Origin of the sequence: Microcoleus sp. CAWBG58, assembly GCF_020883045.1 — a bacterium.
GTDB lineage: Bacteria > Cyanobacteriota > Cyanobacteriia > Cyanobacteriales > Microcoleaceae > Microcoleus.
Map to the genome: position 1 here is coordinate 74,528 of NZ_JAHRFA010000020.1, position 26,848 is coordinate 101,375.

The window sequence follows — 26,848 nt, forward strand, 5'->3', positions numbered from 1 at the left end:
TCTATAATAGCGAAGTTTGAGCGGCGATCGCAATAGCGAAGGAAGAGTTGGCAGTTGACAGTTGACAGTTGACAGTTGACAGTTGACAGCAAGGATGAGGAAAGAGGGATGAGATATCCTTTTTGGTGGGTTCATCCGTCTAAAGTGAAGGTGGTGAAGCAATTGGAGAGGACTGAAGTCCTTACTACGAACCTCATAGGACTGAAGTCCTTACTGCGAACTTTTAAGAAGGACTCAAGTCCTTACTACGAACCTATTACGGTTTTTTTAGCTTTGGGTCGATCGCCCGCGTTACAGCAGCAACTAACTCACTCGGATCGATCGGCTTAGATAAGTGCTTTTGAAATCCGGCTTGCAAAATTTGGCGCTCGTTGGCTTCTCCAGCATAGGCTGTTAGGGCGATCGCCGCTAGCCCCCGATACTGTGGCGGGAGTTGAGTGCGGATGTGACGGATCAGCATATACCCGTCCATCTCGGGCATTCCGATGTCGCTGACGAGCAAATCGGGTGCAGTTTGTTCGATCGACAGCAGCACCTCAGCAGGAGATGACAGGGAAATCACCTCTGCACCCGCGTCCTCTAGCACGAAGGCGACAAAATCGCGCGAGTCCGGCTCATCATCTACTACCAAAATTCTCAATCCAGCGAGCGGCAAAGATGAAATACTGGCACTCTCAGATGAATGACGTTCTATCTCCTCCTGCGTTCTAGAATCATCATTTAATAGCGGCAATCTCACCGTAAACGTCGCTCCTTTACCTTCTCCGGGGCTTTCTGCAAACACCCTTCCGCCGTGAAGTTCGATCAATTGGCGGACGATCGCCAATCCCAATCCCAAGCCGCCAAATTTGCGAGTTGTGGCGCCGTCTTCTTGTCGAAAATGCTCGAAAACATAGGGCAAGAAATCTGGAATAATGCCTTTACCCGTGTCTGAAATTTGAATTTGAACTTCGCGTGCGATTTGCGCTAATTTAACTTCAACTCGACCGCCTTCTGGCGTGAATTTCACCGCGTTCGACAACAAATTCCACACAATTTGCTGCAAGCGACCTGTATCGCCGACAACGAGTCCGACATCTGGATTTAAGATTGTGTGAATTTGAATTTTTTTAGCTTCGGCTGCTAGTTGCACAGTTTCCAAAGCAGACAAGATAACGGTTGCCATATTCACCGGAGCAACATTCAATCTGAGTTTTCCTTGCAGAATCCGAGACACGTCGAGCAAGTCTTCGATTAATTGAGATTGCAGTCGGGCGTTGCGTTCGATCGTCTCGAAGGCTTGGGTGGTTTTAGCCGCGCTCAGTTTGCCGCCGAGCAGCAGTTGCGACCAGCCTAAAATCGGATTTAAGGGCGATCGCAACTCGTGAGAAAGCACCGCCAAAAACTCGTCTTTAATCCGGTTAGCTCGTTCGGCTTCCGCGCGCGCCGTTTGTTCCAATTGCAGAACCATATCGCGCTCTGTTTCCACTTGTTTGCGCTCTGTAATGTCGATCGCAGAACCAATATAACCCTCAAATTGTCCGCTTTCGGTAAATCTAGGAGCAGCCGCATCCAGCGCCCAAGAATATCCGCCATCTTTGCGCCCCAAGCGATATTCCGTACTGTAATGTTCCTGGCGTTCGTTGGCCCTCAAAAATCCGTTAAGGGCGTATTCTCGGTCTTCTGGATGCAGCGCGTTTACCCAACCAAATCCCAAACCTGTTTCCTCAGTTTGACCTGTGAATTCATACCAGCTTTCGCTCAAGAAAGTGCAGTAGCCTGTGGAGTCTGTTACCCAGACCATAAATGGAGCGTTGTTTGCCATATTGCGGAATCGCTGTTCGCTCTCAAGCAGTGCGGCTTCTGATTGTTTGCGTTCTGTGATATCCCGACAGACAATCACTCCGCCTGTGATTTCTCTGCTAGTATCAACTACCGGATAACCGCTGATACTGATCCAGCGACCTTCGCAATCTTGGCGGCGGACAAATATCGCTACATCATTGACATATTCACCTTTGATTGCTCTGGTTAAAGGTAGTTCTTCCTCGGGGAAAAGGGTTTTTTGGTCGGCCAAAAACAGTCCGTAGGTGCTCGACCATTCCTGAGAGGATTTTTTATTCGTTAGCTGACCGAACATTTTGACTGCGGCTCGGTTAAACAGCACAAATTCCCCTTGTTGGTTGGCGAGAATCAAGCCGTCACCAATGCTGTCTATAATTACTTGCAGTAACTTCGTTTGTTCTTGCAGCGCGACTTCGATTCGCTTGCGATTTGTGATGTCGTTGGAAATGCCAATTAGACCGATTACTTCTCCGGCTTCATTGCGGTAGGGAGCTTTTGTTCCCAGAAATGTGCGAATGCCATCGGGAGATTCTTCGACGATTTCTGTTTGACCGGATTCCATAATCCGGCGATCGTTGGCGCTGACGATCGCTCCCAGTTCTGCTACTGGATATAAATCGCGATCGCGCCGGCCAATTACGACCGCAGCAGGTTTTCCCAGCGCCTCCAGGGTGGCTGGATTGGCATAAATAATACATCCTTGTCGATCTTTGACAAAAATGGGCGTGGGTGCGGACTCGTTGATCGCGTTCAAAATTGCATTTTTTTGTCGCAGTTCTTCTTCTGTGCGTTTGCGATCGCTAATATCGCTCCAATAAGCCGTAAGTCCATCGGCTGCTGGATAGGCACTGACTTCTATATACATTTGAAGCGACGGCGAAAACTCTTCAAATTTAACAGAAACTTGCTCGAAAACGACTCGATGAAATTCTTGATACAGCCTTGAATTGGATTCTGCTTCGGCGGGGAATATCTCCCAGATCGATCGACCTAACAAGTCGTTTCTCGATCGCACCAGAAGTTTTTCAGCGGTGGCATTAACGTAGGTATAGCGCCACTGCGAATCGATCGCGATAAAGGCATCGGTAATACTTTCGATAATATTGGTGACTTGCTGGTTTGCCAATTGCAGTGCGAGTTCAGCGTTTTTGCGATCGGTAATTAGTTCGGAAAACATCATGATCCCGCCAATGTCACCGCTGTTGGTTCGCCACGGGTGAATTTCCCAGCGCACCCAGTCAACGCAGCCCTCAGCGCCGGGAAACGGGTCTTCTTGGCACATTTCGACTGCTCCCGCCAGACAGCGCTGGTGGATTTGTTTCCAACGATCGGACAATTCCGGAAATATCTCGTAATGCGATCGGCCTACAATGTTTTGAGCGCCCAGCCCGTAACTTGCCAGCCAGCGATCGCTCACCAGCATATAGCGCATCTGGCGGTCAAACATCGCCACCCCCGCAGGCGAATGTTTGACGAACAGCCGCAGTTGCGATTCCTGTTCCCGCAGGCGATTTTCCGCCTGTTTGCGATCGCTGATCTCTTTGAAAAGTACCGCGACTTTGCGGCTCTGGGGATCCATCGTGCGGAACGCTGAAACCTCAAACCAGCGGTTCATGGCTTCGGAGCCGTGTTCAAAGCGCACCGGTTCGCCTGTCAGCGCAACTTTGCCGTAGATATCGAACCAATAATTTTCGAGTTCTGGAACGAGTTCGCGTGCAGTTTTACCGACAGCTTGTAGGAGTCCGGTTTGTTTCTCAAAGGCGGGATTGACTTCCAAAAAGCGGTAATCGATCGGCTTTTGGTTGTCGTCAAACAGCATTTCGAGTACGCAAAAGCCTTCGTCTAGGGACTCAAACAAAGTGCGGTAGCGTTCCTCAGAATCGCGCAAAGCTGCCTCCGCTCGTTTGCGATCGCTAATATCCACAAACGCCGCCACACAGCCGCGAACCGCGCCCTGTTCGTCAAATAACGGCACCGCATTCACCAACAAATCAAATGCAGCCCCATCCGATCGCACCATTTGAATTTCCGCATCTCGCACGGGGGCGCCGGAAAACGCAGCCCGCTGCATTGGGAGTTCTTCTGGCGGGATTTCCTGTCCGTTACTCAGTTGCATCAACGGTAGCAGTTCAGCTTGGTCTCCGGTGGCAGAAACATTGGTATCGGGCGGCACTGCGAGCATCGACTGAGCAAATCTGTTAGCGCGAATTACATTACACTCTCGATCGCGGGCGATCGCGATCCCGACGGGTACAGCATCAAATATTGATTGCAGTTCGTTAACTCTGCGCTCTAGTTCCTGGTTGAGCCGTTGAATTTCTTTTTCCGAAGCTTTGCGATCGGTAATTTCGTGTACCATCACATTCACGCCCAGCACGCGATCGTCAAGAGCTTTCAGCGGATAGAGACTCAGCAGCCAAGCGCGTTCTACTCCCGGCTGCGCTGCATTCGTGCCGTGAATTTCGAGCTGTTCGAGGGGAACTTTAGTCGCGATAACTTCTCGGTAAAGCGGCTCTAAATCATCTGCTTGTTGTGGTAAGATTTCGCGCAATGTTTTGCCGATATGAGCGGCGGCGGGAACTCCATTAATTTCTGCGAGGCGCGAGTTGATGCGAACAAATCGCAAGTCGGTATCGATAAAGCAAAGTCCGATCGGCGCGCTAGCATAAATTGCCTCGATTTCTGCTAGTTGTTGGTGCGCCGTTTGCCCTTGTTTAATAAAAGCAGCCCGATCGGCTTTCTGCTCGGTCACATCTTGAAAATAAACGGCAATTCCCGATGCGATCGGATAAGCTCGTACCGCATACCAAGCATTGAGCGGCCCATAAAAAGATTCAAAACTAACTGTAACTTGCTCTGTGGCGCAGCGGCGAAATTCCTGCTCGAACAAACTGCCCGCAGACTCGGGAAACTCTTCCCAAACGGTGTTGCCGATCAAATCTTTCGAGAGTCGATTTATCCACCGCGCCGCTTGAGAATTAACGTAGGTAAACCGCCAGTCTCGATCCAAAGCAAAGAACCCATCGGAAATACTTTCGAGGGTGTCTGACTCTTGTGGTGCGGGCGCGTCAGCGAATTGTGGTTCAGGTTGACAGATTTCTATCAAGGTGGTAACTACGGCATAGGGAGTCGATCGATCTGCTTGAAATAAAGGTTGAGAATCGATCTTCAACCAAATCAATTCTCCCTGTGGTTGATAGAAACCCATGATGACATTTGAGCAGGGTTCCCCGGTTTGCAGCGCCACCATCGCCGGGTGCATCTCCCCAGAAAAATCCGAGCCATCTTCACGCACAGTCTGCCACGGACTGTTGATGAAAGTGTTGCCCTGCATTTGTTCGACTGTCATCCCCAACAGTTTCTCGGCGCGAGAATTGCAGGCCTGAATGCAGCCGTCTGCCAATTGCAGAACCATCCCTACATCTGTTGACAAAGCTGCATCTGGGTTGAGTGCTTTGTTAGAATCCTCTGAAACAGAGGGGTCGATTTTCGGTTGGGGTTCAGTATTGCCTAGATTTTTCATCTTCTAACAAATTACTTGTGGCAAAGCCAATCGTGTTCATCAATTATATATAAGGAAATAATCACAAGAATTTTTAATGCAAGCAGGCTGACAATTCAAACCTCAGAGAGATGTCGATCGTCCTGCTGTAATTTTGATATCTCGACAATTTATTTTATACCAGAGTTCCACGCCTTGCCCAGTTGTCCAACCAAAGGCGACAGGCAATTTTCTGGCTGTGGCAAATGAGCGATCGGTCTCATCATTCTTCAACTTTTCTGTAGATTGCGTTCGACAGCAGTCGATCGTTTTCGAGGGCGAGCCGATCGCACTTTCGCATTGGTTGAAAGCCTCTCCCTTTTAAATAAAAATTAAAATCAGACGATTCATTACTCCAATCCCCTTCCTTCTTTTGTTAACTGTCAACTATCAACTGTCAAAATCGGTCTTTCATGCCGCGCAATCGAGCGAAAGTTTGGACTGGATCGCGGGTGTTTGCCGCTAATTGGAGGTTGGAAAAATCCCAGCGCAAAAATGGGTTTGTGCTTTTCTCAATACCGATCGATGATGGTATTGTAGGTTGCGATCGGCTGCGAGCTTCTTTAACGGCTGCCAAGCGCTGCTGTAACTCAGGATTGTCGGGATCTACGGTAATGGCAAATTGCAAGTTTGTCAGCGTGTATTCGTGGGCGCACCAAACCCTGGTATTGTCGGGCAAGTTCCGCAATTGTTCGAGGGAAGCTAGCATTTGGGCGGGAGTGCCTTCTTTGAGTCTGCCACAGCCTCCAGCAAACAAAGTGTCTCCACAGAACAATTCGCCCGTTTCCCCTGGGTTGCTGGGCGGGAAATAGTAGGCTATGTGGGCTTTTGTGTGGCCGGGTACGAAGAAAATTTCGGCGGTTCGATCGCCAAATTCAACGCGATCGCCCTGATGTAAAAATACTTGCTGTCCGGGAATTCTGCCTCGGTCTTCGGCGCCGCCGTAAACTGTAATTTGGGGAAAGCGATCGATCAGTTGCTGGTTGCCGCCTACGTGATCGCGATCGTGGTGCGTGTTGAAAATTGCGATTAATTCGGCATTGAGCGATCGCACTTGCTGCAATACCGGTTCTGCTTGCGCTGGATCGACCACTGCTACTGTATGGCGATCGGGGTCGTGCAGCAAGAAAATGTAATTGTCCGACAGTACCGGAATCCGATACACCTGCATAGAAAACAGCCTCTCTAGAAAAAATATTATACAATTAAAATATTGTGAGCGTGTTCCGAAGACATAATGCAGAATTCTATAATCAGCGCATCTATCTTTGGAAGTAAAACTCTGATACATTGTTTCTGCTGTTCCACAAATTGCTTTGCAGTCTGGTACGGACGATTTTTAGGTCGAGAACTCCCAGCAGCTTTAAATATTCTGACATAAATGCGATCGAATAAATGCGAACATCTCAAAACAAATCCAACGTAACAATTTCCCAAATGGTCGATCGGATTGTCACGTCTGGCAAAATCTCTCGCCGGGAACATTTAGTTTTGACTTCTACGATCCTATCTGATGATAAAATTTCAGAGGAGGATCGATATCAAATCAATCGGATATTTGATTACATCCAAATTGGTCGCCTCAAGTTCATCGATTGAGCTGGTAAATTCACAAGATAATCCACAGTTGCAGTTAAGGCCGATCCCCCTAACCCCTTAAAAAAGGGGGGGGGACAAGAGAATTCTCACAGCCTCCTTAAAAATGGGGGAACAACAGAATTCTCACAGCCTCCTTAAAAATGGGGGAACAACAGAATTGCCAAAGCCCTCTTAAAAATCTGGGGACAAGAGAATTCTCACAACCCTTAAAAATCGGGGAACAAGAGAATTCTCTTTCGTCCTCCTTCTTAAGGGGGATTTAGGGGGATCTCCGGGGCATAAACAGGCTTAACCCAACCGTATTGCAATTTCATCGACAGTTACAGCTACAAAACAACCCAGAATAATATGAGTACAGAAAAACCAACAATTTTGGTAACAGGCGGAGCTGGATATATTGGCTCTCACGCAGTATTAGCGCTGAAAAAAGCGGGTTACGGTGTAGTGATTTTAGATAATTTAGTTTACGGCCACCGAGATATAGTAGAGCAGGTTTTGCAAGTAGGGTTAGTAGTTGGCGATACAAACGATCGCGCCCTTCTCGACAACTTGTTCGCCACCCACAACATTGCAGGGGTAATGCACTTTTCTGCTTACGCTTACGTCGGCGAATCTGTTACCGATCCAGCTAAATATTACCGGAACAACGTCATCGGCACGATTACACTTTTGGAAGCGATGATTGCTGCTGGGATTAAGAAATTGGTGTTTTCTTCTACTTGCGCGACTTACGGCGTACCGCAGAAAATCCCCCTCACCGAAGACCACCCACAAAATCCGATCAATCCCTACGGTGCTACTAAGTTAATGGTAGAAAGGATCTTGTCAGACTTTGACGCGGCGTACAATTTTAAGTCTGTTTGTTTTCGCTATTTTAACGCCGCTGGAGCCGATCCGAACGGGTTGTTAGGAGAAGATCACAAGCCCGAAACTCACCTGATCCCGTTGGTGTTGTTCGCTGCTTTGGGTAAACGAGATTCGATCGCAATTTTCGGCACCGATTACGATACTCCTGACGGTACTTGCATTCGCGATTACATTCACGTTAACGATTTAGCCTCGGCTCACATTTTAGGACTAGAATATTTGCTAAATGACGGCAAATCAGATTTCTTTAATTTGGGGAACGGCGGCGGGTTTTCCGTAAAAGAGGTAATTGAAACAGCCCGCCAAGTGACGGGAAAAGAGATTAAGGCTGTCGAGTGCGATCGGCGTCCGGGAGACCCGCCTGCTTTAGTTGGCAGCAGCAAAAAGGCGATCGAAACCTTGGGTTGGTCTCCAGAATATCCCGACATTAAGGATATTGTAACTCACGCTTGGCAGTGGCACCAAAAACGTCATCACGCTTAGTCTGTAGGGTGCGCGCCGCGCACCTTACCTTAACCAAAATAGCGACTATGTTGATAATATCTGCTAAATCGGGACAACTAGGCAACAGACTGCTGCTTTTTGCCAATTTCATAGCTTGGGCTATCGAGCATAATTGCACTGTCCTCAATCCAGCTTTTGAAGAATATGCAGAATTTTTTGTTGGAACTGCCGGGGATTTTTTTTGTTGTTATCCTCCTCCATATTTGAACGTAGCAGGCAACAAGTTTGTCAGAAGTAAATATTATCAATTTATCAAGTATCTCAGTAATAAAAAGATATTAAAAACGCAAGAAATTACTCGAAAAAAACCTTTTAATTGGAGCGAATATCAGGAAATCGAACAAATCGATCGCGCTTCTATTGTTTGTTTTCAAGGCTGGCTGTTCCGAGATGGCTGGTTTGTCAAAGATATTCCCAAGTTACACAAGTACGCCAACGAGATTAGAGCCTACTTTGCGCCCTTAGAGCGATATACAATTAATGTAGATCGTTTGATGTTAAATGTCAAAAAAAACTCCGATCTAATCGTCGGAATTCACATCCGTCAAGGCGATTATGCCCAACATCAAAAAGGGAGATACTTTTACACAACTCAGCAATATATAGAGGTCATGAATTCTGTGTTCAGGCTATTTGAAGGGGGGAAAATTAAGTTTTTGATTTGTTCTAATCTTCAGCAAAATCGAAGTTTGCTTGAGAATTTCAACTGTGAATTTAGTAGCGACCACTTAATTGAAGATATGTATGCTTTGGCTGAGTGCGACTATATTGTCGGGCCGCCTAGCAGTTATACTATGTGGGCTTCTTTTTATGGAGATAAACCTCTTTACATGATTAGAAATGTCAATAAAACAATTGACCTCAAAGATTTTGTACATTATTATGAGTGGCAAGGAGTTTTTCACGAGCGAGATGACTGGAATGAAAGCTTTTGGGAGTGGACACACTGAAATCAGTTGACAGTTGACAGTTGACAGTTGACAGTTGACAGGACTTGACAAAAGAAGGAAAAGGATTGGAATAATGAATAGTCTTATTTTAATTCGTCTCGGGGTTCCGGCTTTCAACCAATTATTTACGGTAAATCAAACTAAATTCATCTAATTAAACGTAAAATAGGCCAGACAAAAAGCTTACTTTGTATTTCTGTCTTCTTCTTTCCTTAGGCTATCGTGGCAGAAAAGTCTTCCTTATTCCTTATTCCTTATTCCTTCTTCCTTATTCCTTATTCCTTATTCCTTATTCCTTATTCCTTCTTATGAATTCAAATAAATTAGAAATCCAGGGATTTATCACTATTTTAACAGGTCTTTACTCTTTCCAAGATTGCGTTCATTTTCTAGCGTCCGTCAGGAAATTTCACCAGGAACCAATTATTATTTTAATAGATAGAGTACCTCGAATTTTATATCCTTTACTTCAGGTGTTTGGAAATGTCATATTGCAAAGAGCACCCTCTCACGAAAATCCTGTTTTAGCATCGCGCCAAGCCAAGCTGGCTTTGTACGAAGAATCTCTATTTGAGAAAACTATTTATATGGATTGCGATATTTGTTTGCTGTCGCCAATAGATGAGGTTTTCGGCTATCTTGATGAGGTAGATTTGTTGGTGACGGAAGATGTGCAGCCTGCGATTGCGAAAGCGAGCAATTTATTAAGAGTCAAGCAAGATATTCTGTCAACCTTGCAGTCTGTGGGATTGCCGCTGAACAAAAATACCATTCAATATAATGGCGGATTTATCGCTTTTACGAAAAGCAGCACAAATCAGGAATTGTTCGCAGAATTTAAGAAATATTTCGAGATAGTAGTTGCGAATCAAAATGTGCTACTGTTGAAAGACCAGGGTGCTTTTGCTGCTGCTATTGAATCTGTGAAACCGCAAATGAGAACATTGTCCCCTGTTTACAACTATTTGGATAAGTGGAAAGATGCTTATGCGATCGACAAACCGATAAAAGTCATGCACTGCACCTATCCCTACCGCCCGCAGTACGCAAAGAACGTCACGCGATCGCTTTTTACTCGAATAGTCGATCGCACTGCTAAAATATTTTTACCAAATCAAATTAACAATCCTTGGCGCTTAAAATAAACTTCAGCACTATAACAACCGCAGCCTAATTTGCAAACATAGCACGCACGCACACTCTCTCTTATCTCTCTGCGCCCTCTGCGCCCTCTGCGGTTAAAAATCACAAAATATAAATAGGATCGCCCTAGATACCGTGCAACATTATACCAAAGAATTATATCAATACTTACAAACAACTGCACAAGAATCCACCACAGAAATTATCCCTATCCTTTGGGAATTCGTGCAACCCAAACGAGTAATTGATGTCGGTTGCGGTACGGGGACTTGGCTGTCCGCATTCCAAGAATTCGGCGTTAAAGATATTCTCGGAATAGACGGTGATTGGGTAGATATCAAAATGCTAGAAATCCCTACAACCAACTTTTTAGTATTAGATTTAACCCAACCTTTGCGCGTCGAACAACAATTTGATTTAGTTGTTTCTTTAGAAGTAGCAGAACACTTGCCCCCAGAGTGCGCCCGAGTATTTATAGAGTCTTTAGTGAAGCTTGGCCCAGTGATTTTATTCTCTGCCGCAGTACCATTTCAAGGGGGAACAAATCACGTTAACGAACAGTGGCCAGATTATTGGGCGAAACTCTTTCAAGAGCAAGGATATGTGGCGATTGACTGCATAAGAAATAAAATATGGCAAAATGAGCGAGTCAAATGGTACTACGCCCAGAATATACTTATATTTGCGAATCGGGAATATTTAACAACAAATCCAGTCTTGCAAAAAGAGGCAGCGAGAACTAACATTTTTCAGCTTTCCTTAATTCATCCGCAGCTTTACTTGCGAACGGCATCAGCAGCTACCAAATTAAGACAAGAAATCAAAGATATTTTAGCCTTAAAAGATCCAAGGATTTCACTGAAAAAAATATTTTTTGCTTTGCTACCCTTGACAAAAGCTCGTTTAAGCAGGAAAATAAAGCAACTTTTTTAATAAAAAATTACCAAGTGAAAGTTTCATTAGTGGTGAGCGATTTGTCTGGAGGAGGTGCAATTCGTGCTTTTCTGCTAGCTCAAGTCTTGATCGAGCTTAAATGTGATGTAGAAGTTGTGGGATTTCAGTTTGGTAAGGAATTGTATGCTATTCCTCCGAGAGGCATCCCGGTATGTGCGATACCGGGGAAAAACTATCCAGGGTTTTTGATGGATGTTCAAAAAATATTGAAAAAAATCGATGGGGATATTATTTATGCAGTGAAGCCTAAGCCTACAAGTTTTGGTTTATCGCTGCTCAAAAAACTCGATACTCGCCGCCCTCTCATTTTAGATATTGATGACTGGGAACTTAGCTGGTTTGGCGGCGACGAATGGAAATATCGCCCTTCTTTTAAGCAACTTTATCGAGATATTTTTAAACAAAATGGTCAGTTGCGAGAACCGGATCATCCGCTGTATATCCAGTGGATGGAAAGTTTAGTTGGCCGTGCTGATGCTGTCACCGTTGATACTGAGTTTCTCAAACAGCGTTTTGGTGGTGTATATTTGCCTAATGGGAAGGATACTGAAATGTTCGACCCTGCTAAATACAATCCTGAATTGAGCAGAGAGCGTTACGGCTTGTCGGGCTATAGAGTTCTGATGTTTCCCGGGGCGCCGCGACCTCACAAAGGTGTTGAGGATGTTTTGATGGCCCTCGAACAGTTAAATGAGCCAGATTTAAAATTAGCGATCGTCGGTGGAAGTCCTTATGATGATTATGATGATAGACTTATGGAACAATGGGGTCGTTGGGTTATTAAACTGCCAAAATTTCCTGTGGAAACGATGCCGGAAGTTGTAGCGGCTGCTCACGTTGTCGTTGTTCCTCAGCGAGACACTCTGACAGCGGTGGCTCAGTTTCCACTCAAGCTGACAGATGGCATGGCAATGGCTAAGCCTGTTTTGTCTACGCGCGTGGGAGATATTCCAGCAATTTTAGGCGGAACAGGTTATTTAGTCGAACCTAGTTCTCCCGATCAAATTTCCCAAAAAATTAAATGGATATTTCAAAATTTTACAGCCGCCAATTTGCAAGGAATAAAAGCTCGGGAAAGATGCGTGAAAAAATATAGTATTCAAGCAATGGCACCGATACTTTCAGATATAATTGCAGGTAGCTATAGGTGAGATTGTAGCGACTGAATGGAGGAAGAAAAACTGGCTGGAATTAAAGAATATTTTGAGATGCCGTACTGTTTAGCTGGGAATGCTTCATGTCTGCCAATAAGCTACTCCTAAAATTTGCCAGACGATATCCGGGCAGGATTGTGTTAACTGTGATGCTGGGCTTTGCTGGGGCTTTATTCAGCGGTATCAGCACTACTCTGATTGTACCAGTGCTTTTAATTTTTTTGGGGGAAGCTATCGAGCTGCGCGGCGCTCCACCTCTGATTAAAAGTTTGATGTATCCCTTTGAGGGAATGCCGGAAAATCAGCGTTTAATGTTGATGACCGGGGCGATTGTTATGACAATTATATTCAAAAATCTTGCCAGCTATATTAATACTTTAGTCGCCACTTCTCTGACGCGCTCTCTGACTTTTGATTTGCGAGAAGCAGGTTTGCAGTTATTGTTAGAAGTAGATTTAGATTTTTATTCCAAAACTAAAGTTGGGGATTTAATTAATAGATTGGGCGGAGAGATTGGCAGGACTGCGAGTGCAGTTGGTACGGCAATCGGAATGTTTACTACCTCAATCACTGTTTTGGTGTTTCTGGGTTTGCTGCTTTCTATATCGTGGAAGTTGACCTTGACATCTACGCTTTTGTTGGGATTGGTTGCTTGCACAAATCAATATATTATTAACCGTTCTAAGCACTTTGGTCTCGTGCTTTCTGAAATGTCGAAAGATTATTCGGTGAGAGTGCTGGAAACGATGACTGGGATTCGGCTAGTTAAGTCAACAGGTAACGAAGAAAGGGAGTATCAGCGGATTAAGCATTTAATTCAAAGGCGAGAACACGCGGATTTTCAGGCTCAGGTAAATTATGCGGCGATTGCGCCAATTAACGAAGTTGTTAATTTGATCGTGATAATTTTGATTGTATTTATCGGTCGTACAATATTTGCTAATGAAATTGAGTCTATTTCAACGGTTTTGCTGACCTATTTATTGGTACTTTTTAGGTTAATTCCTTTGATTTCTCAGTTGAATAGCGGGCGCAGTCAATTTGCTAATACATCAGCTAGCGTAGAAGTGGTCAATGATTTTTTGAGCTGCGATGACAAGCCGTTTATGCTGAACGGTTCTGTGCCGTACACTCATTTACAATTGGGAATTAGTTTTAATAAAATATCTTTTAGTTATCCGAATCACAAAAATTTAGTGCTTGAAGGAATTGATTTATTTCTACCTTACGGTACTACTTTGGCTTTGGTAGGAACTTCGGGATCGGGGAAGTCAACTTTGGCAGATTTACTGCCGAGATTTTACGATCCTACTGAAGGTAGTATCTCGATAGATGGTAGGGATTTGCGCGAATTTGAGCTAAAAAGTCTCAGAAAGGCGATGGGTATTGTTAGCCAAGATACGTTTTTGTTTAATGCTTCGGTGCGCGAAAATATTGCTTACGCTAGGCCCGATGCGACGGAGGCTGAAATTGTGGAAGCGGCGCAGGGGGCGAATGCTTATGAGTTTATTGAAGGGTTGTCGGAGGGGTTGGATACTCAAATTGGCGATCGCGGTGTGATATTATCGGGAGGGCAGCGTCAGAGGATTTCGATTGCTAGAGCTTTGCTGCAAAACCCGGAAATCTTAATTTTAGACGAGGCAACGAGTTCGCTAGATACGGTTTCGGAAAGATACGTGCAATCGGCGATCGAGAAACTGAGTTGCGATCGCACAACCTTAGTCATCGCCCACCGCCTCTCCACAGTCCAAAAAGCCGACAAAATCGCCGTGATCGATCGCGGACAAGTCGTAGAAATCGGTTCTCACGAAGAATTGCTAGCCAAAGGAGGTTACTACACTCGCTTGTATTCAATGCAGTTTGCGGAAGAAACCGCCCGCGATGAAGCATTAATTAGAGGTTCTTACGAAATTCGCACTCGTTTGACTCCGATGATAGCTTACCTGAAGTTGCTAGTAGATGAAATGGTTGATTCTCCCGAAGAAAGAGATGAGTTAATCAGAGAATCATATCACTCGGCGGCTAATATTTTTAAAACTTTGGAATTTATAGAAAATACTATTAAACGTCAAGCAACAAAATAGTTATTGGTTATTAGTTATTGGTTATTAATTATTGTTATTAGTTATTAGCTATTAGTTATTGGTAGCCATTCACAAATAAGATTGGACAAATAACAATGCCCTGTTTGGCCAATGCCCTGTTTGGCCAATGCCCTGTTTGGCCAATGCCCCATGCCCCATGCCCCATGCCCCATGCCCCATGCCCATGTCTAAACATTATGTATTTTTCACCAGAAATATCTTGCCACAACCGAATGTAGCCAGCTTAGTTCAAGTTGCACACTCAGCAAATGCCGCAGCAAATCTCGGTTTACCAGCAGTTTTGGTATACCTCCGCAAAGGCTGGAGTGCTTTGAATCCGGTTGATTTACTGGTTCCTTTTCGGCCGCGAAAACCGGACGATCAATTTGCCAAGATTTATAATATTCAGGATAAGTTAAAAGTAGCAGATTTATCTGTACCGTGGCCGATCGACCTTTTGGACAGCAAGTGGACGAGTTCCAGTACAATAGTGTCAAAATACTACTTGCCGATTCACCTGCGGAAATCCACTCAAATCGTCCACACCCGCGACTGGAACTTTGTTAAAGCGGCAATTAAAAACGGAATTCCCGCTATCTACGAACAGCATCACCATGAAGACAAGCAATTTGAGCCGGAAATTGTCTGCAATCCGCTGTTTCAGATTGCTGTAACTGTTGCAGATACTGTGCGAGACAGTATGATTCAGAATGGGATGCCAGCGGAAAAAGTCATTATGCTGCACAATGGTTTTAACCAGTTGTTTCTGATGAGACAAACAGAAGCAGCCGAGAATTGGCGGCAGGAATTATTAGCAGGTGGAAGGCAATATTTAGCGGTGTATGCGGGTGGGCTGTACCCGTTTAAGGGTGTGGATATGCTGGTGGATGTGGCGCGGGTGTTGCCGGAAGTTCAATTTGCGATCGCCGGTGGTGACTCATCTCAAGTAACAGCCTACCAGCAGTTAGCCACAGACAAGCAAGTTAACAACATCCAATTTCTCGGCTACCTCCCGCAAAATCAACTGGCTAGCTTGCTGCAAGCCGCCGATGTTTTGACTCACCCTCACTGTCAGACAGAGGCCGCGACATTCACATCTCCCTTGAAATTCTTTGATTATATGGCATCGGGAACTCCGATTGTGGCGACTGAGATTGCATCTTTAATGGAATTCAAATCTGGAAATATAGCTGCCATTTGGTGCGCGCCGGATAACCCGCAGCATTTTGCAGAAAGCATTCGAGATAGTTTAGCTAAATATCCGAGGAGAAGCGAAGGTTATTCAGAAACATTGAGTTTTGTCAAGCAGTATTCCTGGGAAAATCGGATCGAGAGGATTTTGAGTTATGTGGATGAAGAAGTGCGATAAATTGGTTCGTAGTAAGGACTTTAGTCCTTCTTCCAAGAGGACTAAATTCCTCGTTACAAACTTAAAATTGGTTCGTAGTAAGGACTTTAGTCCTTCTTATGAGAGGACTAAAGTCCTCACTACAAACCTATGATGTTATGCCCTACCACATATTAAAAATGAACCCAAAAATCATCGGCACAATCACAACCTACCCAGGAATGAACCAAAGCGATTGGCTGTGGCAACAAACCCCTCACAATTTTGGGAAATGGGGCAACATTCAAATGCTCGCCAACTACCCAGAACCAGACTTTTTACTCATGTATCAATTCGATTTTCCCCGCCAGCCAAAACAGCAGTCATGGCTAGACAAAATACGCGATTACAGGCATCGCAAACCAGAAAATGACATTCGAGACCAATTCCGCAACGTCCCCAAAGAACGGATTATTTACCTAATCAGAGAACCGCCTTTAGCAGAAGTAATGGAGATTACCAAAGCCAACTACGAACAAGCAAAACTTTATTGCGGTTACGTTTCCGGCCCGGATGATTTTGCGCCAACTCCTAATTATATGCCCGCGATTTGGTATCACTCAAACTCGTTTCGAGAATTAAATGAAATGCCACCACCAACTAAAACTAAATCCTGTTCTTGGATAACTTCGGGCGTTAGTCGCACAGCCAACCACCGACGCAGATTAGATTTTATCAAATTGCTGCAAGAAGCAGAATTAGATTTTGACCTTTACGGGCGAAACTTGCCAACTTGGGCGCGCGGAAACGGCACAGTCAACAATAAATGGCACGCTGTCGCGCCTTACTATTACAATTTGGCTGTGGAGAATTATGCAGAAAATGATTGGTATGTCAGCGAGAAACTTTGGGATGCTTTGTTAGCTTGGAACTTGCCAATTTATTACGGCGGTTCGGCGGCGGATAAGTTGTTGCCGGCGGGAAGTTTTTTGCGGCTTCCCAGTCTGGATGAGAAGGGAGTAGAATTTATTAAAGAGGTTGTGGCTACGCCAGATTATTGGCATGAAGCGAGGGAGAAAATTGCGGAAGCCCGACAAATCATTCTCCACGAATTGAACTTGCTCAATTGGCTGTCTAATTTTGTATTTTAGGAAATAGTACAAAAAATAGGTTCGTAGTGCGGACTTCAGTCCGCATCAAAGAAAGGACTAAAGTCCTCACTACGAACCTATTAGGGTAATTTAATGGACATGATATGAACGGAATTTGCACCCTAGCCAACGATACAGTTTGCGACCAACTAATTGCTTTGCTCAACAGCATTGAAATTATTTTAGGCTCAAATACTCCCGTCTGCATTTATCCTTTCGATGACCAGATACAGCAAATCAAAGCACAAATTGCCAACCGTCCCAACGTATTTATTTATGAAGATAGCGCCTCTATTCAGCGATGGGACGAATTCATGCAGGCAGCCGCACCAGAGCGTTTGAATCGCAAAAAATCCCGGCTTTACGGCGCGCACCGCCGCTTTTGCGCTTTCGACGGCCCGTTTGCCAAGTTTATCTATCTGGATGCCGATACTTTAGTAATGAATTCCCTTGATGCGGTTTTTCAGAAGTTAGAGTTATCGGACTTTGTGGTTTATGATTTTCAATTTCGCGACCCAACTAAAGTATATAACATTCAGTCGCCCAAACTGCTCGAAGTTTTTGAGCAAAATCGGATCGACTCGCAAATATTTTGTTCGGGATTTTACGGCAGCAAGCAAGGATTATTTGACCAAAATACTAGAGACTGGCTGGTAGCTGAACTCCAATCTGGAGATGCAGAAATTCTTTATGCCGGTGCGGGAGAACAGCCGTTGCTAAATTATATGGTGATGAAAACGGGGACGAACAGCTATAATTTTGCTTGCAGTCTCCCGGATTCCGAAAAAACTGGTTGCAGTGTCACTTCTCCACATTTTCAAACGCAAGATAAGATTTTGTACGACAAGGGAAATCGCCTGACTTACATTCATTATATTGGCGTGCAGCCGGATTTAATTCGGAGAGTTTGTGCAGGTGAAAATATTGATTTTCCGTATCGCGATTTGTTTCTGCACTACCGCTATCTCCGGGAACCGGAAAAACGGCCGATTTTTACTGAACCGCTAAAGTCTTATGCTGATATTTCTGGGCGGAGTTTACTACAAAGGGTGTTAGGAAGGTTGAGGATAAATTTATGAATCGCGGTATTTATATTGTGGCGAATGATAAGGTGATGGAAAGTGCGATCGCCCTTTTGGCCAGCATACGCCTGTACAATAGTCAAGTACCAGTTTTTTTGATCCCGTTTGACGACAATTACCTGCAAGTCGCCGCCGCCCTCAGCAGCCTCTACGAGGTGCAATTGTACCCAAATCTGGGGTTTGTGGAACAGTTTACCAGACAGATAGGTGAAATATTCGATCGCGATTTTCTAGCCCTTCCCAACAAAATGCGGAAACTCTGTGCCTGGTTTGGCCCCCTCGACGAATTTCTGTACATCGATACTGACATCATCGTCTTTGAAGACATTGCAGCCAATCTCAACAAACTCTCAGAAGTAGACTTTTTTTGCTGTGACTACCACCATCTGGGCGAAAAACTGCGAAATGTATTTTCACCCGTTGTCAAAGAAAAAAATATCTTTACTGACTCACAGCTTCAAGATGTATTCAACAGCGGTTTTTGGGCTTCCCGAAAAGGCACGATTACAGAATCGCAAATGTATGAAATTTTGCGAGAATGTTCGCAACATCGAGAATATTTTGACTTTGCTCAAAATGTCACTGACCAGCCTATACTAAATTATATGATTCTTAAGTTGATTGTCAAACGCTGGAATCTTGTTAATGATTCACCAGCAGAACCTGGAAGTTGGGCTGGTTCTACACATTTTCAGGAAAGAGATTGTGTGCTTTATGACAAAGGTAAAAGATTAAAATATATTCACTGGGCTGGGATACCAATTAAATCGGGTAGTCCTTATTGGAAACTTTGGCGACATTATCGTTATTTGGATGAAAGAAAACCAAATTTAGTGCAAAAAATCCTTCGATATTTGTAGAGTAGGTGGGGTGTTATTTTGATATTTTACACTTCTGGATGCAATAGGTATGTTGTTGCGCTTTAGTGCTATTTTGTATAAAAAAGAGCGCTGAAGCGCAACAACCTACCTTTATTATTTGTTAGCGCCCAATACACCCAACGGGATGATTTTTTTAATTAACAACTATGACTGATGGTATTTATATTCTGGGAAACGATGTGGTTTTTGACCACTTAGTCGCTTTATTGAATAGTCTCGAAGTTAATGGGGCGAAAAATATTCCTGTTTGCATCATTCCCTACGATGATAACTTGCAAAAAGTTCGAGTAGAAATTGCCTCGCGAAGCAATGTTACTCTATTTGACAATACCGATTCCATCCAATTTTGGGAAGACTTCGCGACTGTAGTTTGGACATCTCACGCCAAAGCTCAAAAAGTTTGGCAAGCTAAAGGTTGGGCGCAAGTTCACTGTTTGGGAATGCACCGGAAATTTTGCTGTTTTGATGGCCCTTTTGACAAGTTTGTCTATTTTGATGCGGACACTCTGTTAATGGGTTCTTTGGATTATATCTATCAAAAACTTGATGAATTTGATTGGGTAGCTAACGATTTTCAATACAAATCTGACCTCAATTATGTCTTTGATTTATCATCGGAAAAACTCGCAGAAATTTTTGAGATTGAAAAACTAGAATCTCAGATTTTTTGTGCTGGTTGGTTTGCTTCCAGAAAAAATATATTAAATCGAAATAACTTAGCCGAACTTTTAGATAAATTGACTTCAGGAGAAGCGGAAATTTTGTCTTTGCGGGGAACAGACCAACCTTTATTTAACTATTTAGTCGCCCGCAGCGCTATCTCTTTTTATAATTTTGCTTATCATCAACCTGCACTGGTAACGGGCAATCATTGGTCTTCTCAATTTGATGTGATAGATTGTGTTTTATACGACAAAGGACGGCGGCTGACTTATTTGCATTACATGAGTATTTCGGCTGCAAAATTTTCTCGATTGTGTGCGGGTGAAGATGTTGAGATTCCTTACCGAGATGTATTTCTGCACTACCGCTATTTGAATTCGCCGGAAACACGACCAAAACTCGCACCTCCCAATTTGTTAGTGCGCTTGCAGAGGATTTTCAAAAGTTGGGGGATTCAAAGGGTTAATAATGTTCTATTTAAGTTGCGTATTTTAATCAAGAAGGACTAAAGTCCTTACTACGAACCAACCCTCTTTGTTGTTATCAAAGAGGGTTGATATGGCTTTTATCAAAAATATCGGGTATGGCTGATAGCTTACATAACCAGTTCAGCTAAGAGGGCTGAAGCCCAACAACGTACCATTAAGAGGGCTGAAGCCCAACAACGTACCATTAAGAGGGCTGAAGCCCAACAACATACCCATCTTATGGTTCTTCAAAAAAAGAATCCAAGTCTAAGGCTTGGGAACCTCCGCGTTGTAGTTCAATTAAAAGCTTACCTAGCTGAGTCCAAACCAGCCACCCAGTTAGTAGTGTCAGCGGCAGGGCTAAAACATAAGAAAGTAATTTTGGGAAGCCAAAAATTTCCATTCCTGAAGCTAAAAATACGCAAATTCCGCCGGCCATTCCCAGAAAAGGCAACTGCAATTGTAGACCTTTTAGGTTAGATAAAGTACGGCTAGAACGATTTTTAGACCAGAGTTGTACTGCTTCTTTGAGGGTTGCTTCAAAGGCTAAGCCTGAAGCCATACCTGCTAGTAATCCAGCGGTCATTAAAAAATAGGGAGGTTCTGGAAAGTAATACACGAATAATTCTTTTGGGGTAATTGACAGTTGACAGTTGACAGTTGACAGTTGACAGTTGACAGTTGTCGGTTGTTATTAGTTATTGGTTATTAGAATTAACAACTTATAACTCATAAATGATCCTTCGACTAGGCGAGCGGGTATTGCTGACAACTAACAATTAACCCTTCGACTACGCGAGCGGGCACCGCAACTGACAACTGGCTAAAATTTAGTTAGGGCGGTTGTTCCTGCTGTGGAAAGTTCTGTCAAAGCGCCTAAAGCAACGTTGAACAAGCGACTTGGTTGCAGGTCTTGTTTGACTAAGTTCCAGAGGCTGCCAACTTCTTGGGTGTGAATGCGATCGTCCTCAATTAACGCTAACATTAGCTGGCGTCTCAAAAACGACCCTTCCTCTGACAGCAAGAATTGCAAGCCGAGTTGGGCTGTGGGTAGCAGGTCGAAACTGCGATCGGATCTGGCGATCGCAATCATCTCCTCTAATCTACTCCACTGGAATTTGCCATCTTTGAATAATACCTCAATCAGGCGACGGCGCAATGCCGGAGATTCCCCGTTCAACAATCTGCGCGCTACGTAGGGATAGGCTACCTCGACTATTTTGAAGTCGGGATTCAGTGTCAGGGCTAAACCTTCTTCTGTGACGAGAGACCGAATAATTAGGGCAAATTTGGCGGGGACTCGGAAAGGATAGTCGTACATCAACTCCGAAAACTCGTCTGTAATCGTCTTGAAGTTAAAGTCTGCTACTTTTTCGCCGACGATATCGCCAAGGACAGATTCCAATGCCGGGACGATCGGCATAATATCTGTATCTGATGTCAAAAACCCAAGTTTTACAAAATCCTGGGCTAACTCTAAATAATCTTTGTTGATCAAATGAACGACAGAATCAACCAAAGTTTCTTTGGTTGTTTCTTCCATCTGATCCATCATCCCAAAATCGATGTAAGCCATGCGGCCGTCCGCTAAAGCAAACAGATTTCCTGGATGGGGGTCGGCGTGAAAAAAACCGTGTTCCAACAACTGCCGCAAACCGCTGCGAACTCCAATTTCAATTAAGCTATTGGTGTCTAAACCTGCGGCTTTGACACTTGCGATATCTGTTAGCTTGATGCCGTCAATCCATTCGAGAGTGAGAACGCATTTTGAAGTATAGCGCCAGTAAATACTCGGCACCTTTACTGTTGCGTCATCGGCGAAATTTGTCGCAAATTTTTCGGCGTTGCGACCTTCATTTATATAGTCAATTTCCTCGAATAGTTTAATGCCAAATTCATCGACTATTAAACAGAGGTCGTGACCGAGATTCAATGGCAGTAAGGGGCCCAACCATCCAGCCGCCCACCGCATTAAATAAAGGTCGAGACTTAATATTGGCAGCAAATTTGGTCGCTGAACCTTGACTGCTACTGCTTCGCCGCTGATTAAACGGGCTTTATAAACTTGACCGAGACTGGCTGCCGCGACTGGTTCGGGGGAGATTTCTCTGTAGGTTTCGCTGATTTTGCGATCGAGTTCTGCTTCAATAATTTCAAATGCTCGCACCGAATCAAAGGGCGGCAATTGATCCTGAAGTTTGATCAATTCTTGCAGAAAGTCTTTGCGGATTAAATCTGGTCTGGTAGACAGGGCTTGACCGACTTTAATGAAAGTGGGGCCTAAGTCGGTGAGTATTTGTCGCAGGTGGGCGGCACGTTCGGGTTGGTGGGCGGCGACTTCGTGCTGCCAACTGTCCCACAACATCCCGACTACGAAGCCTGCAAATGACCAAATAACGGTTATTGCTCGCCAAATTGCTTTCCAAGGACGGTTGCCGTAATATTGGCCGATCGCCTGTGGATCGTAGCGTCTAGCCTGAGTGAATTGATGCTGAGGCACTCGTTTATTTTCCTCTTATTTTATGAAAATTGCAGCTTAAATTGGGAATTGGGAATTGGGAATTGGGCATCGGGCGTCGGGCGTCGGAAGTCGGAAGTCGAAAGTTAAAACCTTCTTCCTTCGACTACGCTGGCAGACAAGTCTTCCTTCTTCCTGAAATCCGTTACATCCGTTACATCCGCCCTTACGAACCCGTGCCGAACTTCCTTCTTCATCATCGATCGCAAATTTTAGGCGATCGGAAAATGCACCCGTTGAAGGCGGTTTGCCAGCCTAAATTTGTTTCTTTTCATTAAATATAGTACTTGACACTCCTCGACTATCAAGGTACGAGGATTCTTGGGCTGAATCGTGCCTCTACCAACAATGTCAGTTTTGGTCTTACAGTTTCATGTCTAGTCCGACTACACCTTTTACAGCAAGCACTCTTACGGACTACTCCCCAAGCGTAAATTCGCGTGTGTCCCACGCTATTTGATTTTTATTTGCTCTTACCGTGTGGATTTGGTTTTTACCATTGACGGTTAAAGATTTTGAGATCCCGGAGTAGGACGTTTAACCTGTTTCCTCACGTTCTCACGGTCAGCAACCTACGAATACTATAGCAGAAAGCCGTCGAGCGAAGGACGGGGTTTTAAACCCAAATTTCTGATAAAAGTACAAGTGTTCAGTCAAAATACTTAATATATTTCCCTGACCGCTGCACCAGTACGACACTGCAACCCTACAATTCCTCTATTCTCAGGTATTTCTCTCGATCGGGCGATCGCGCAAAAGCCACTAAATCCTATCCGCCCTTGGCCAAACAATCTTTCAGCCCGTAAATTGCCCTCTCCTGTTGATCCCTCGAAAGTTCCGGGAACATTGGCAAAGACAGCACTTCGCGACAAACTTGCTCAGCTACAGGCAATTGACCGACTTGATAGCCCAAAGATTTGTAAACAGGTTGCAGGTGCAAAGGTAACGGATAGTAAACCATCGAACCAATTCCGGATTCTTGCAACTTCGTCCGCATTGAGTCCCGGAAATTGCCAGAAGCAGCGGGTTCGTCTTTTGGATTTGTCAGCCGAATTGTATACTGATTCCAAACAGGCTTGGCTGCTGGCAATTCCTTGGGGACAGCAACTCCAGGGACGCGGGAAAGAAATTCGCTATAAACGGCTGCTTTCTCGCGGCGTTGGGAGTTCCAACTGTCGAGATACCGCAATTTAATGCTGAGAATCACTGCTTGCATGGCATCCAGACGGCTGTTGTAGCCTATTTCCTCGTAAAAATACCTAGAAGACTGTCCGTGTTCCTTCAGCATACGCATGGAAGCTGCGAGGGCGCGATCGTTTGTTGTCACCGCGCCGCCGTCACCGCAAGCGCCTAAATTTTTGGTCGGATAAAAGCTGAAGCAGCCCACATGGCCGATGCTGCCGACTTTTCGAGACTCCCACTCGGCCCCGACAGCCTGGGCGCAATCTTCGATGACGGCTAAGTTATGCTTGGTGGCAATTTCCATCAACCGAGTCATGTCTGTGGGTTGTCCGAAAATGTGAACCGGCATAATTGCCTTGGTTTTGTCGGTGATTGCCGCTTCCAAAAGTTCGACATCCAGATTAAAAGTCCCGCTGTCAATATCGACAAATACGGGAGTTGCACCGACGGCGCTGATGGTTTCAGCGGAAGCGAAGAAGGTAAAAGGAGTGGTAATTACTTCGTCGCCGGGGCCGATTTTGAGAGCTCGCAAAGCCAAAATTAGGGCATCGGTGCCGGAGTTGCAGCCAACGCAGTCGGAAACGCCCGTGTAGTTGGCAAACTCTTGCTCAAAACTCTTGACGGCTGGGCCGCCGATGTAGCCGCCAGAGGCGAGCACTTTTTGTACCGCAGCGCCGATTTCGTCGCCAATCTGGGCGTACTGCTGGGTTAAATCGAGGGGGGGAACGTTATTCACTCTTGACACCACAAATTGCAACCATTATCAAAGCAAATTCTTACAGCAAAACTGTTTCTCAGAAACCTTTATTCAAATATCTTATAGTTGGACGGGCAAACAATCACTTTATAGAAAGGGAGCGCGGATGTTAATTCTGCTAGATTTTACTGATTTGGGTTGGGCTTTGGGGATGGTGGCGATCGCGATCGGGCTTTCGGCATGGCAGGGATTGGGGCTGGAAGGGGCGATCGCGATCGCGGCAGGGCGCACCCTGATCCAGCTAATGGGAGTCGGCTACGTGCTCGCCGTGGTGTTTGCGCCGGAGGGGAAAAATCCGTGGTTGGTGTTAGCAGTGCTAGCAATTATGCTGACAACGGCTAGCATGGTGGCCAGCAACCGGATTAGCAAGAAAATCAAGCACTTGTTGCCGTTAGTTGTGGGTTCGATATCGATCGGTACGGCGTTGACTTTGGGCTATACACACTTACTAATTTTGCAACCCGATCCCTGGTACGAACCGCAGTATTTGATTCCCCTAGCGGCGATGATTTTGGGCAATGCGATGAACTCAGGAGCGATCGCAGGTGAAAGACTTGTGAGTACAGTTAACAGCAGCCAATTAGAAATAGAAACCCATTTAAGTTTAGGTTCGACACCGCAGCAAGCAGTAAAACAGTACCGAAAAGATGCGATTCAAGCTGGATTAATCCCCACATTCAACACAATGACAGTCGTGGGAATCGTAACATTACCGGGAATGATGACGGGTCAAATGTTGAGCGGTGTCAGTCCTTTGGATGCAGCATCTTACCAAATTTTGATGATGTTTGTGTTGGTGCTAGCAACTTTAATCGTCACTCTATTATGGACTGAGGGATTGTGTCGGAGGTTTTTCAATCAAGATGCACAGTTAATCAAATGGTAATCGGGAATCGGGAATTGGGCATTGGGCAAACAGGGCATTGGGCATTGGGCATTTATAATATGATGTAGGTAAGAACTCGCATTTAGCATTATTTTATTGAACAGGCAAGATGCCTGTTCCACAAAAATCATTTTTTTGCCAGGTGGGTTTCTAGGTTTCTTGAACAGGCGATGCCGGCCTGTTCCACAAAGAGTGAGTTTATCTTGTGGGGTGGGCTTCTAGCCCGCCCGATTCATCACTAAGGAGAATAGCCATGATTCAAATAGCAACTAAAACGCTAACTTTTGAAGAATTTGCGGAATGGAAGCCGGAAAACGGACACTATGAACTGCACAATGGAGAGATTGTTGAAATGTCACAGCCATTAGGAAAGCATGAAACAGTTGTCGGTTTTGCAGCCAGAAAATTGACCGCGCAATTCGATCGCCTAAACCTGCCATACTTCATCCCCAAAGAAGCATTAGTTAAGTCGTCCGAAAACGAATCAGCTTATTCGCCGGACGTTCTGATATTAAATGAAACCAATTTAGCCTCAGAACCTCTGTGGGAAAAATTCTCCACTGTGACTCAAGGCACATCAATTCCGCTGGTTGTTGAAGTCGTTAGCACGAATTGGCAAGATGACTACATAAAAAAAGTAGGTGAATACGAATTAATCGGGATTTCCGAATACTGGATTGTGGATTATCTCGGTTTGGGCGGCCGCAGGTTTATCGGGAATCCCAAACAACCGACTATTTCGATTTATCGGTTAATTGATGGTGAGTATGAAGTTAGTCAATTTCGGGGAGATGATAGGATTGAGTTGCCAACTTTTCCAGAGTTGAATTTGACAGCACAACAAATTTTTCAAGCGGGATTGAGTGCGGATGAAATTGCTGGGAATATCGATATCGGGTAGGGACACGGCATGAGTGCATCTGGTTTCTGAAGAGGGCGAAGCATGACCGCATATAAGTTATTAGTTATAATCCCATATTGATTGCGGTCATGCTTCGCCCCTACGGATATATTGGCCTTGCACCAGATGCAGCCCACGGCATTCCCGTGTTGTGTATTTCATCCGCCTCTGGAAACTCGCTATGCTGATTGTTTCAAGGCTGCGATCGCCCTGCCGATATATTCAGACACGGCTGAATCAAGTCCACCCTGGGAGACAACCTCTACTCCTTCCTGTTGATACATATTAGACCTCTTGCAAAAAAGATATATGTTACGATCAGAGGTTTTAAATTTAATCCCCTAGAGCTAACTCATAATTGTAAATTGCTGACAACAAATTACAACGCAGACCATAGCGGCGGCGGCGATTCC

Annotated in this window: 21 protein-coding genes; 15 read left to right on the forward strand and 6 right to left on the reverse strand. The window is 44.8% G+C overall.

Annotated elements, in window-relative coordinates:
- Positions 1–256: 256 nt before the first annotated feature.
- The 3 genes from QZ918_RS11530 to gloB form a co-directional block, all read right to left on the reverse strand.
- Positions 257–5,347 carry a PAS domain-containing protein gene (locus tag QZ918_RS11530; RefSeq protein WP_293334871.1) on the reverse strand — a complete coding sequence of 1,697 codons (5,091 nt, stop codon included), beginning with the start codon at positions 5,345–5,347 and terminating at the stop codon, positions 257–259.
- Positions 5,348–5,449: 102 nt separating this feature from the next.
- Entirely contained in the window at positions 5,450–5,599 is a 150-nt protein-coding gene (locus QZ918_RS11535) for a hypothetical protein (RefSeq protein ID WP_293334874.1), read from the reverse strand.
- Positions 5,600–5,762: 163 nt separating this feature from the next.
- A complete protein-coding gene (gene gloB / locus QZ918_RS11540) occupies positions 5,763–6,536 on the reverse strand; it encodes a hydroxyacylglutathione hydrolase (protein WP_293334877.1) in 774 nt (257 codons plus the stop codon).
- Positions 6,537–6,760: 224 nt separating this feature from the next.
- Between gloB and QZ918_RS11545 the strand changes: the two genes are divergently transcribed.
- From QZ918_RS11545 to QZ918_RS11600, 12 genes are all read left to right on the forward strand, one after another.
- Positions 6,761–6,964 (forward strand): hypothetical protein, encoded by a 204-nt coding sequence (locus QZ918_RS11545; protein ID WP_293334880.1) that lies wholly within the window; start codon positions 6,761–6,763, stop codon positions 6,962–6,964.
- Positions 6,965–7,312: 348 nt separating this feature from the next.
- A complete protein-coding gene (gene galE / locus QZ918_RS11550) occupies positions 7,313–8,314 on the forward strand; it encodes a UDP-glucose 4-epimerase GalE (protein ID WP_293154793.1) in 1,002 nt (333 codons plus the stop codon).
- Positions 8,315–8,361: 47 nt separating this feature from the next.
- Entirely contained in the window at positions 8,362–9,285 is a 924-nt protein-coding gene (locus QZ918_RS11555) for an alpha-1,2-fucosyltransferase (RefSeq protein ID WP_293334883.1), read from the forward strand.
- 308 nt (positions 9,286–9,593) lie between these two features.
- Positions 9,594–10,430 carry a hypothetical protein gene (locus QZ918_RS11560; RefSeq protein WP_293334886.1) on the forward strand — a complete coding sequence of 279 codons (837 nt, stop codon included), beginning with the start codon at positions 9,594–9,596 and terminating at the stop codon, positions 10,428–10,430.
- 133 nt (positions 10,431–10,563) lie between these two features.
- Positions 10,564–11,361: a class I SAM-dependent methyltransferase gene (locus QZ918_RS11565; protein WP_293334889.1), complete on the forward strand. Its 798-nt coding sequence runs from the start codon at positions 10,564–10,566 to the stop codon at positions 11,359–11,361.
- Between the two features lie 14 nt (positions 11,362–11,375).
- A complete protein-coding gene (locus tag QZ918_RS11570; RefSeq protein WP_293334892.1) occupies positions 11,376–12,533 on the forward strand; it encodes a glycosyltransferase family 4 protein in 1,158 nt (385 codons plus the stop codon).
- Positions 12,534–12,619: 86 nt separating this feature from the next.
- Positions 12,620–14,620: an ABC transporter ATP-binding protein gene (locus QZ918_RS11575; protein WP_293334895.1), complete on the forward strand. Its 2,001-nt coding sequence runs from the start codon at positions 12,620–12,622 to the stop codon at positions 14,618–14,620.
- Positions 14,621–14,798: 178 nt separating this feature from the next.
- On the forward strand, positions 14,799–15,989 hold the full coding sequence (locus QZ918_RS11580; RefSeq protein WP_367275323.1) for a glycosyltransferase family 4 protein: 1,191 nt from the start codon (positions 14,799–14,801) through the stop codon (positions 15,987–15,989).
- 158 nt (positions 15,990–16,147) lie between these two features.
- Positions 16,148–17,098 (forward strand): glycosyltransferase family 10 domain-containing protein, encoded by a 951-nt coding sequence (locus QZ918_RS11585; RefSeq protein WP_293334898.1) that lies wholly within the window; start codon positions 16,148–16,150, stop codon positions 17,096–17,098.
- 104 nt (positions 17,099–17,202) lie between these two features.
- On the forward strand, positions 17,203–18,177 hold the full coding sequence (locus QZ918_RS11590; protein ID WP_293334901.1) for an Npun_R2821/Npun_R2822 family protein: 975 nt from the start codon (positions 17,203–17,205) through the stop codon (positions 18,175–18,177).
- Positions 18,174–19,040 (forward strand): Npun_R2821/Npun_R2822 family protein, encoded by an 867-nt coding sequence (locus tag QZ918_RS11595; RefSeq protein ID WP_293334904.1) that lies wholly within the window; start codon positions 18,174–18,176, stop codon positions 19,038–19,040. Before QZ918_RS11590 ends, QZ918_RS11595 begins: the two co-directional genes overlap by 4 nt.
- A 167-nt stretch (positions 19,041–19,207) precedes the next feature.
- Entirely contained in the window at positions 19,208–20,233 is a 1,026-nt protein-coding gene (locus QZ918_RS11600; protein ID WP_293334906.1) for an Npun_R2821/Npun_R2822 family protein, read from the forward strand.
- Between the two features lie 196 nt (positions 20,234–20,429).
- Here QZ918_RS11600 and QZ918_RS11605 read toward each other — a convergent pair whose 3' ends face one another.
- Together QZ918_RS11605 and QZ918_RS11610 are read right to left on the reverse strand one after the other, a co-directional pair.
- The gene (locus tag QZ918_RS11605; RefSeq protein ID WP_527250397.1) at positions 20,430–20,777 is read right to left on the reverse strand and encodes a hypothetical protein; all 348 of its coding nucleotides are present in this window, start codon (positions 20,775–20,777) and stop codon (positions 20,430–20,432) included.
- A gap of 237 nt (positions 20,778–21,014) precedes the next feature.
- Positions 21,015–22,691: an ABC1 kinase family protein gene (locus QZ918_RS11610; RefSeq protein WP_293334912.1), complete on the reverse strand. Its 1,677-nt coding sequence runs from the start codon at positions 22,689–22,691 to the stop codon at positions 21,015–21,017.
- 29 nt (positions 22,692–22,720) lie between these two features.
- On the opposite strand from QZ918_RS11610, the gene QZ918_RS11615 reads away from it, so the two are divergent.
- Positions 22,721–22,987, forward strand: a complete 267-nt coding sequence (locus QZ918_RS11615; RefSeq protein WP_293334915.1) for a hypothetical protein — start codon at positions 22,721–22,723, stop codon at positions 22,985–22,987.
- Positions 22,988–23,478: 491 nt separating this feature from the next.
- On the opposite strand, the gene QZ918_RS11620 is transcribed toward QZ918_RS11615, so the two are convergent.
- Entirely contained in the window at positions 23,479–24,627 is a 1,149-nt protein-coding gene (locus QZ918_RS11620; protein ID WP_293334918.1) for a DegT/DnrJ/EryC1/StrS family aminotransferase, read from the reverse strand.
- 127 nt (positions 24,628–24,754) lie between these two features.
- Between QZ918_RS11620 and QZ918_RS11625 the strand changes: the two genes are divergently transcribed.
- On the forward strand, positions 24,755–25,534 hold the full coding sequence (locus QZ918_RS11625) for an ABC transporter permease (protein ID WP_293334921.1): 780 nt from the start codon (positions 24,755–24,757) through the stop codon (positions 25,532–25,534).
- A 253-nt stretch (positions 25,535–25,787) separates the two neighbouring features.
- Positions 25,788–26,435, forward strand: a complete 648-nt coding sequence (locus tag QZ918_RS11630; protein ID WP_293334924.1) for a Uma2 family endonuclease — start codon at positions 25,788–25,790, stop codon at positions 26,433–26,435.
- Positions 26,436–26,848: the final 413 nt, after the last annotated feature.

Excerpts from the sequence above, each read along its gene's own strand:
- QZ918_RS11530 (WP_293334871.1), bottom strand. The coding sequence starts at position 5,347 with ATGAAAAATCTAGGCAATACTGAACCCCAACCGAAAATCGACCCCTCT.
- gloB (WP_293334877.1), bottom strand. The coding sequence starts at position 6,536 with ATGCAGGTGTATCGGATTCCGGTACTGTCGGACAATTACATTTTCTTG.
- QZ918_RS11545 (WP_293334880.1), top strand. The coding sequence starts at position 6,761 with ATGCGAACATCTCAAAACAAATCCAACGTAACAATTTCCCAAATGGTC.
- galE (WP_293154793.1), top strand. The coding sequence starts at position 7,313 with ATGAGTACAGAAAAACCAACAATTTTGGTAACAGGCGGAGCTGGATAT.
- QZ918_RS11555 (WP_293334883.1), top strand. The coding sequence starts at position 8,362 with ATGTTGATAATATCTGCTAAATCGGGACAACTAGGCAACAGACTGCTG.
- QZ918_RS11560 (WP_293334886.1), top strand. The coding sequence starts at position 9,594 with ATGAATTCAAATAAATTAGAAATCCAGGGATTTATCACTATTTTAACA.
- QZ918_RS11575 (WP_293334895.1), top strand. The coding sequence starts at position 12,620 with ATGTCTGCCAATAAGCTACTCCTAAAATTTGCCAGACGATATCCGGGC.
- QZ918_RS11580 (WP_367275323.1), top strand. The coding sequence starts at position 14,799 with ATGCCCATGTCTAAACATTATGTATTTTTCACCAGAAATATCTTGCCA.
- QZ918_RS11585 (WP_293334898.1), top strand. The coding sequence starts at position 16,148 with ATGAACCCAAAAATCATCGGCACAATCACAACCTACCCAGGAATGAAC.
- QZ918_RS11590 (WP_293334901.1), top strand. The coding sequence starts at position 17,203 with ATGAACGGAATTTGCACCCTAGCCAACGATACAGTTTGCGACCAACTA.
- QZ918_RS11595 (WP_293334904.1), top strand. The coding sequence starts at position 18,174 with ATGAATCGCGGTATTTATATTGTGGCGAATGATAAGGTGATGGAAAGT.
- QZ918_RS11600 (WP_293334906.1), top strand. The coding sequence starts at position 19,208 with ATGACTGATGGTATTTATATTCTGGGAAACGATGTGGTTTTTGACCAC.
- QZ918_RS11605 (WP_527250397.1), bottom strand. The coding sequence starts at position 20,777 with ATGACCGCTGGATTACTAGCAGGTATGGCTTCAGGCTTAGCCTTTGAA.
- QZ918_RS11625 (WP_293334921.1), top strand. The coding sequence starts at position 24,755 with ATGTTAATTCTGCTAGATTTTACTGATTTGGGTTGGGCTTTGGGGATG.
- QZ918_RS11630 (WP_293334924.1), top strand. The coding sequence starts at position 25,788 with ATGATTCAAATAGCAACTAAAACGCTAACTTTTGAAGAATTTGCGGAA.